This window comes from Stackebrandtia sp. (assembly GCF_035643755.1).
Lineage (GTDB): Bacteria > Actinomycetota > Actinomycetes > Mycobacteriales > Micromonosporaceae > Stackebrandtia.
Genome location: NZ_DASQPW010000209.1, coordinates 1 through 6,978, shown reverse-complemented (window position 1 = coordinate 6,978; position 6,978 = coordinate 1). Strand labels below are relative to the sequence as shown.

Genomic DNA, 6,978 nt, shown 5'->3' with positions numbered 1-6,978 from the left:
ATCCCCGCCCACGATCTCAGCGCCGCGTCGGTGGCCGCTGCCACCGGCGGACCCCGCGACCAGGTCGCCGAGGCGCTCGAGGAGCTGTGCGACCTGAACCTGTTGACCACCGCGGCGGCGGGCCGCTATCAGTTCTTCGATCCGCTGCGCGACCACGCCTCCCGGGTCGCCGCCGACACCCTGCCCGGCGACGTCCGCGGCGCGGTCGCCGGACGGGTGGTGCGCTGGTACATGGACACCGCCCGCGCCGCGTGCGTCGCGGCGGGCATCCCGGTGCCCGAGCGCGCCGATCGGGACGGCGCGGACCCGACCGCGTCCTTCGACGACGCGGCGTCCGCGCTGGCCTGGCTGGACCGCGAACGCGGGAACCTGTTGTCGGTACTGCGTTCCGCCGAATCCTCCCCGACACCATTGTGGATTCTGGTGGACTCGATCGCGAACTACCTGCTGTTTCGCGCCGAGGGCACGGCGCTGCTCGACATCGCCGGCGTCGCGCTGCGCCAGGCCGAGGCCCTGGCGGACGCCACGGCCCAGGTGACCATGCTGACCCGCCAGTCGAGCGCGGCCCAAAGTCTCGGCGACCGCGACGCGATGCGCGGGTTCTCGCATTCCGCCCGTCAACGCCTCACCGCGGACGCGCCGCCCCGTCTGAGGCTGCGCGTGCTGGGCCAGCTGATCATCGCGCATCGGGCCCTGGCCAACGTGAGCGAGGCCGCGACGGTGGCCGCCGAGGCCCTGAAGGTCTACAGGGGACTCGAGGACGGCGAGGGCTCGTACATCCTCCAGCAGGCCGCGGCGACCGCCTTCGACGGCGGGGACCTGGCCGCCACCCGCGAGCTGCTCGATGAGGCGTGCCAACGGTTTCGGCGCCGCGACAGCCTGAACCTGGGCTTCGCGCTGACCGCGCTCATGGAGATCTGCTCGGAGATGGGCGACTTCGACACGGCCGAGCGCCTCGCCGCCGAGGTCCGCGAATGGATCGACGCCCCGGGCCCGAACCTGTCCCTTGCCCAACTGCATCAGGACCTGGCGATATATCACCACGCCCGCGGCGAGACCGACACCGCCCTGGGTCACGCGCGCCAGGCCGTCGAGCTCCTCCCGAAGCTGGGCATGCGCGACGTCGACGGCGCCGCGATCCGCACCCTGGCCGAGGTGGGGCGCGGCGTCGATCCCGACGCGGCCCGCCACGCCACCGAGGCCGTGCGGCTCAGCGGGGAATCGGACGCGCTCACCGACCACATCGAGGCGCTGCGGGTGCTGGCCCAGGTCACCTCCGCCACCGCCCCGGCCGAGCGGGCCCGGGATCTGGCGCGGCGGCACGGATACCGGTTCCTGGAGGCGAAGGCGCTGGCCGTCCTGACCGAGGTTCATCGGGCCGACGGCGACCGCGCGGCGGCGCGCCGCGACGGCGCCGAGGCGCTGCGATTGCTGGACTGGTGCGGGGCCAAGCCCCTGCGCGATCACGTCGCGCGACTGATCGAGTGACGTGGCCACCCAACGCTTCGGAGGGGGTTTGGGTGGAGGCGGAGCCTCCCCCAATTCGCGGCGCGAAGCGCCGCAATGGATTGCGGAAGCGTCCGGGTCTTCCGCCAGGAAGACACACCCCGCCCAAAGCTGTAGCGACGGGCGGACTTGAACCGCCGACACAACGATTATGAGTCGTTTGCTCTGCCACCTGAGCTACGCCGCCATACGACCGAAGCTCAAGGAATCGGCCGGAGAGCCCCCTTACGGAATCGAACCGTAGACCTTCTCCTTACCATGGAGACGCTCTGCCGACTGAGCTAAGGGGGCGTGCGTACGGACTCGCCGTAACGCGCCGGAACTAGGTTACACGACCCCCTGGGGCACCGGCGCCGGGGTTTTATACGGCACGGAGCTTGGGATGCGGGTTGCCTCCCGACGCCTGCGCCGCCATCCACGCGGCGAAGCGGTCGGCCGACAGCGGGCGGGAGAAGTAGAAGCCCTGGGCGATGTCGCAGCCCATCTCGGTGAGCAGCGACAGGGTCATCTCGCTCTCGACGCCCTCGGCGACGACGTCCATGTGGAAGCGCCGGGCCAGGTCGACCACGGCGCGCACGATGGCCAGGTCGCCCTCGTCGGTGGCCATGCCCTGGACGAAGCTCTTGTCGATCTTGATCTCCTGGGCGGGGAGATTCCGCAAATAGGACAGTGACGAGTAGCCCTTGCCGAAGTCGTCGACCGCCAGGCGGATGCCGGTGTCGCGCAGCTGGCCGAGGGTCTGCGGGGTGCGGCCCCCGGCGTTGACCATGCCGTCCTCGGTGATCTCCAGTGTGAGCCGGGAGGGCTCGACCTCGTGCTCGGCGAGCAGATCGGCGACCAGGGCCGGGAAGTCGGGGTCGGCCAGGGTGCGCGGCGAGAGGTTGACCGCGATGCCGAGCTGGGTCTTGTCGGTGGTCCACTCGCGCAGCCGCGACAGGCCGTCGCGCAGCACGAACTCGGTGAGGCGTCCCAAGAGGCCGGTGTGCTCGGCGACCGGGATGAAGTCCTCCGGCGGGACGTCGCCGTGGGTGGGGTGGCGCCAGCGGGCCAGGCATTCCACTCCCACCAGCTTGCGGCCGCCCAGCGAGATCTTGGGCTGGTAGTGGACGTGGAGCTCGCCGGTGTCGAAGGCGCGGCGCAGGTCGCTGGCCAGCCCGAGGCGCCGGACGCTGCCGGACTCGAGGCCCACATTGTACAGTTGGATGCCGCTGGAGACGTTCTTCGCCGTCTGGGTGGCCAGGTCGGCGCGCTGCAGCAGGGTGTCGGCGACGTCGCCGGAATCCGGGTGCACCGCGATGCCCACCGCGGAGTCGATGTCCACATTGAGGGTTCCGAGGGTGCAGGGGCGCTGCAGGGCCTGCCGGATGCCGCCGGCCAGTTCGACGGCGGCGGACGCGTCCGGGAGCCGCAACACCATCGCGAATTCGTCACCGTCGATGCGTCCGACATGGGCGCCGGGCGGCGCGGCCTCGCGCAGTCGCCGCCCCACCTCGACGATCAGCTGGTCGCCGGCGGCGTGGCCGATCGAGTCGTTGATCTCCCGCATGCTGTCCACATCGAACATCATGATCGCCACGATCTCGTTCGGGACGGTCAGCGCGATCGACTCCTCCAGCACGTTCATGGTGCGGCGCCGGTTCGGCAGCTCGGTGAGGGCGTCGTGGTAGGCGTCGAAGCGCAGCCGGTCCACCAGCCGCGAGTTCTCCACGGCCACACCAGCATGCGCGGCCAGGGTCTCCAGCAGGGTGAGGTCGTCGCGCCCGAAGCGGGCCAGGTCGCCGCCCAGCCGCACCGCCACCGCCAGGCAGCCGTAGGTGACGCCGCCGGACTTCAGCGGCACGATGATGGCGTCCTTCACCTTCTCGGACGCGAGCAGCCGGCGGTGTTCCTCGTCGCCGTGCTTCGGGGTCACCAGCAGCGGCTCCCCCGTCGACAGCACCGTCTGGCACAGCTGCTCGGGAATCGGCGTGGTGTCGAGCAGGCCCTCGACGTCCATGTAGGCGGTGAGCTTCAGCTCGGGGAAGCGCTTCTCCGCGGGGACCCACACGGTCGCGGCCTCGGCGTTGAGCATCTCGCGGAGCCGGTGGGTCATGATGTCCACCAGGCGATTGCTCTGCACCGCCTGCGCCACCGACTGGGTGAACTCGTTGAGGTCGGCGAGGGAGCGGCGTTGCCGGACCAGATTGGAGTAGCCGCGGTAGGCGGCGAAGATCAGGAAGAGCAGGACCGCCAGCGGGACGACCGCCCACCGGTTGACGCCCACGCTGAGCAGCGACACCAGCCCGATGATCGCGTTGATGAGCCCGATCAGCAGGCTGGAGACGATGCCCTGAAGCAGGTCGTCCACATTGTGGTTGCCCTCGGTGATGCCGATGATCACGCCGAGGCACAGCTGAGTCACCAGTAGATAGATGACCACCGCGAGGACCAGCGTCAGCCAGGTGCTGACCTGGCCGATGGGGCCGATGCCGAGGGCGTCCGTCGCGAGGACCGCGATCGCGACGCCGACGCTGGAGTTGGCGACGTTGAACACGGCCTTGAGAAGCTTGGCGCGCCTTGTCAGCCACCGGAACCCGTGAACGAGCAGACCGGCGGCGGCCCGGGCCACGATCACCCACAGTGGCGGAAGGTAGAACAGCGCGAAGAGGAACGGGATCTCGCCGGCCGTGATGAGGATCGCCTGCCGCCGGATCTCCAGCTGGAGCGGCAGACTCAACGCGCCGACGTGCATGACGATCAGCAGCGCGAGAAGACCCCAGGCCGGAGGCCCGGGGTCCAATTGCCACGCGGCAAGGGCGAGAAGGGTCGCGATGCCAGCCAAGCCAAGGGACACGGCCCATGCCGCGAACCGTGACGCGTGCCGTGTACGGACCCGCTCAGCTGCCAAACGCATCTCCTTCAAGTGGGGCTAACCCCATTCGCCGTCACCTTCCGTGACGAATGTTCCAGAATTGTTGGGTTGATCCGCCTGAATTGTCGCTGTGGACACTGCCGACAGCGCGAGAACTGCGATGAACGCCGTCGCGGCGAGCGCCGCGACCCGTCGAAGCGTTCTGGGAACCTTCATGTTTGGCTCCTTAAGTGAAATAACCAAAGCCATGTGCCTTTGGGGGCTGTGGGTGTCATGGTGCCACATCGTTCAGCTGTCTGAAAGCGGGCGTACGGCTGAGTAACCCTGGCGAGTGAGGATTTCCAGCCGAATGTCGGCAAATCTCCGTTCTTTTTGGTACTTGACGACAACCACAAGTCGGACCCGCCACACTACCGGGTGACGCGCACGTTACCGTGACACGAAACGCGACCACCCCGCGTCGGATCCGTCGACGATGGAGTGTGCTGTGATCGAGTCGACAATAGACGTGGTGCTCGACACGGGGGCGCACGCGGCGAGGCGGCCCGGCCGTCACCGAGCGCCGCTGTTCCATCGCGGACGGCATCGGGCTCCCTTCGTTGTCCCCCTGGCTAACCAGGGGCGCTACGCGGTGGTGGTGGGCGTCGCGGTGTTGGCGGCCGGGGCTGTGGCGCTCGGCACGGCGACCGCCCTGCCGGTCGGCGCGCCGGACTCCGCGGTGAGCCCCGCGGTCGACGTGGATGTGCCCGGCGACACGCCCGCCGACTTCGCCGGGGGACGGGCCGCGGCACCCGTGGTGTCCACCCGCGGCTCCGAACGCCGCGACACGCCGATCACCGAGCAGCCCGCCGAGAAGTACTGGCGGCCGCCGCTGTCACATTACGACCTGACCTCGCTGTTCGGCGTCCGCTGGGGCATGCCGCACAAGGGCCTGGATTTCGCCGCGGCCAAGGGGACCCCGGTGCACGCGGCGTATCCCGGCACGGTGAAGTCGGCGGGGTGGAACTCCGGGGGTTTCGGCTACCTGGTGATCATCGACCACGGCGACGGACTCGAGACCTACTACGCGCACAACACCTCGGTGGTGGTGTCGCCGGGAGACAAGGTGTCCACCGGGGACCACATCTCCAACGTCGGCAACACCGGCAATTCCCTCGGCCCCCATTGCCATTTCGAGGTCCATCGCGACGGCAGGGCGATCGATCCGCTGCCGTTCCTGCTGCACAACGGGGTCGACGTCCGCGCGCTGGCCGACCACGTGGCCACCGACGACCGCCCGATGCATTGAGCGGCGCGCCATCGCGACGGTTCCGTTAGTCTGGGGCCGTGGACGACTGGACCGATCTGGACGACAACCCGGACGACGGGTACTCCGACGATGTCGACGATCTGGACTACGACGCCGACGTCGATGACTCCGACGGAGGCGACCACGACGCCGACGACGACGATCCCTGGGGCCACGACCCCACCAACAAGGATCGCTGGCCGGGCTAACCCAGCTGGTTCAACAGCTGCTCGGCGGGTTCGTCGATGCCCTGGGCGCGAAACAATGCGAAGGCCTGGTGGCGGGTGTGGCGGGCCTGCTCGACGTCGCCGAGTCTATCCAGGACGGTGGCGAGGCAGGCCAGCGCGCGGGGCTCGTCCTCGTGGGTGTTGAGGACCCGGAAGATCTCCACGGCGTCCCGGTAGTGGTCGCGGGCGGCGGCGAAGTCCCCGTCCCGGAAGGCGATGTAGCCCAGGCTGTCGAGGATGTTGGCGGTCAGGTCGGTGTCGCCGAAGACCCGCGCCACCTCCAGCGCCTCGCCGCACAGCTCGCGGGCCCGGTCGTACTCGCCGCACAGGGCGTGGTCCCACCCGGTTCCATTCAGGACACGGGCCAGCAGCTTCGGGTGGTCGAGGGTTCGGGCCAGCCTCAGGGCCTCGCGGGAATGCTCCAGCGCCTCGCGGTTCTCGCCGCGGTACTCGCACACCATGGACATGGCGTAGCGGGCGCCGACCATGTCCATCGGATGGGTCGAGTGGCGGGCCAGGTCCAGGGCGCGCTGCATCTCGGCGGCACCGGCCTCGAACCGTCCCATGTGGGCCAGCGTCTGTCCGATGTGAAGACACGCCATGGATCGCACGCCGGGCTTGCCGAGCCGCTCGCCCGCGCGCTCGGCGTGTCGCCACGCCTCGATCTCGGCGGCGTCGCGGCCGCTGGACAGCAGGAACGGCGCCACGGCCCAGGCCAGGTGCCACACCAGGGAATCCTCGCCGCGCGCCGCGGCGTCGCCTTGGGCGGCGAGGATGTTGGCGTGCTCGGCATCGCACCAGGCCAGCGCCGCCGCGGAGTCGGGCAGTTCGTCGACGACGCAGCCCGCCGCGGGCGGGTCGAAGCCCATGTCCTGCGCGGCGACCGCGAGGTGGTGGACCGCGGCCACGGCCGTGTGCAGGTAGTGCTCGCCGAGCCGCCGCGCGGCGGCAGCCCGGGTCGATTCGTCCATATCGGACGCCGCGCGCTCGGCGGCGTACAGCCGGGTGAGGTCGTGGGTGAGGTAGCGGCCGGGCGACGGCTGCGCCAGCAGGTGCACCGCCTCCAGCTCCCGCAGCGCGCGGCGGGCGCGGACCGGCGGGAACGC

6 protein-coding genes and 2 tRNA genes are annotated in these 6,978 nt (G+C 70.0%); 3 read left to right on the top strand and 5 right to left on the bottom strand.

Annotated elements, in window-relative coordinates; translation table 11 throughout:
* On the top strand, window positions 1–1,488 hold a 1,488-nt coding region (locus VE172_RS16175; protein ID WP_324802963.1), incomplete at its 5' end, for a hypothetical protein.
* A gap of 132 nt (window positions 1,489–1,620) precedes the next feature.
* Here VE172_RS16175 and VE172_RS16170 read toward each other — a convergent pair.
* The 4 genes from VE172_RS16170 to VE172_RS16155 all read right to left on the bottom strand — a co-directional run bounded on the left by VE172_RS16170 (window position 1,621) and on the right by VE172_RS16155 (window position 4,573).
* Window positions 1,621–1,693: transfer RNA gene (locus VE172_RS16170), tRNA-Met, on the bottom strand.
* Window positions 1,694–1,724: 31 nt separating this feature from the next.
* Window positions 1,725–1,797: transfer RNA gene (locus tag VE172_RS16165), tRNA-Thr, on the bottom strand.
* A 70-nt stretch (window positions 1,798–1,867) separates the two neighbouring features.
* Window positions 1,868–4,339, bottom strand: coding sequence for a putative bifunctional diguanylate cyclase/phosphodiesterase (locus tag VE172_RS16160; protein WP_324802962.1), 2,472 nt, complete (start codon window positions 4,337–4,339; stop codon window positions 1,868–1,870).
* A 75-nt stretch (window positions 4,340–4,414) separates the two neighbouring features.
* Entirely contained in the window at window positions 4,415–4,573 is a 159-nt protein-coding gene (locus tag VE172_RS16155) for a hypothetical protein (RefSeq protein ID WP_324802961.1), read from the bottom strand.
* Window positions 4,574–4,844: 271 nt separating this feature from the next.
* Here VE172_RS16155 and VE172_RS16150 point away from each other — a divergent pair, with 271 nt between their 5' ends.
* Together VE172_RS16150 and VE172_RS16145 are read left to right on the top strand one after the other, a co-directional pair.
* Complete coding sequence (locus VE172_RS16150) at window positions 4,845–5,645, top strand: M23 family metallopeptidase (RefSeq protein ID WP_324802960.1); 801 nt, start codon at window positions 4,845–4,847, stop codon at window positions 5,643–5,645.
* A gap of 38 nt (window positions 5,646–5,683) precedes the next feature.
* The gene (locus tag VE172_RS16145; protein ID WP_324802959.1) at window positions 5,684–5,854 is read left to right on the top strand and encodes a hypothetical protein; all 171 of its coding nucleotides are present in this window, start codon (window positions 5,684–5,686) and stop codon (window positions 5,852–5,854) included.
* Here VE172_RS16145 and VE172_RS16140 read toward each other — a convergent pair.
* The coding region (locus tag VE172_RS16140; RefSeq protein ID WP_324802958.1) for a tetratricopeptide repeat protein at window positions 5,851–6,978 on the bottom strand (1,128 nt) is incomplete at its 5' end. The two genes, VE172_RS16145 and VE172_RS16140, sit on opposite strands and share 4 nt — an antisense overlap.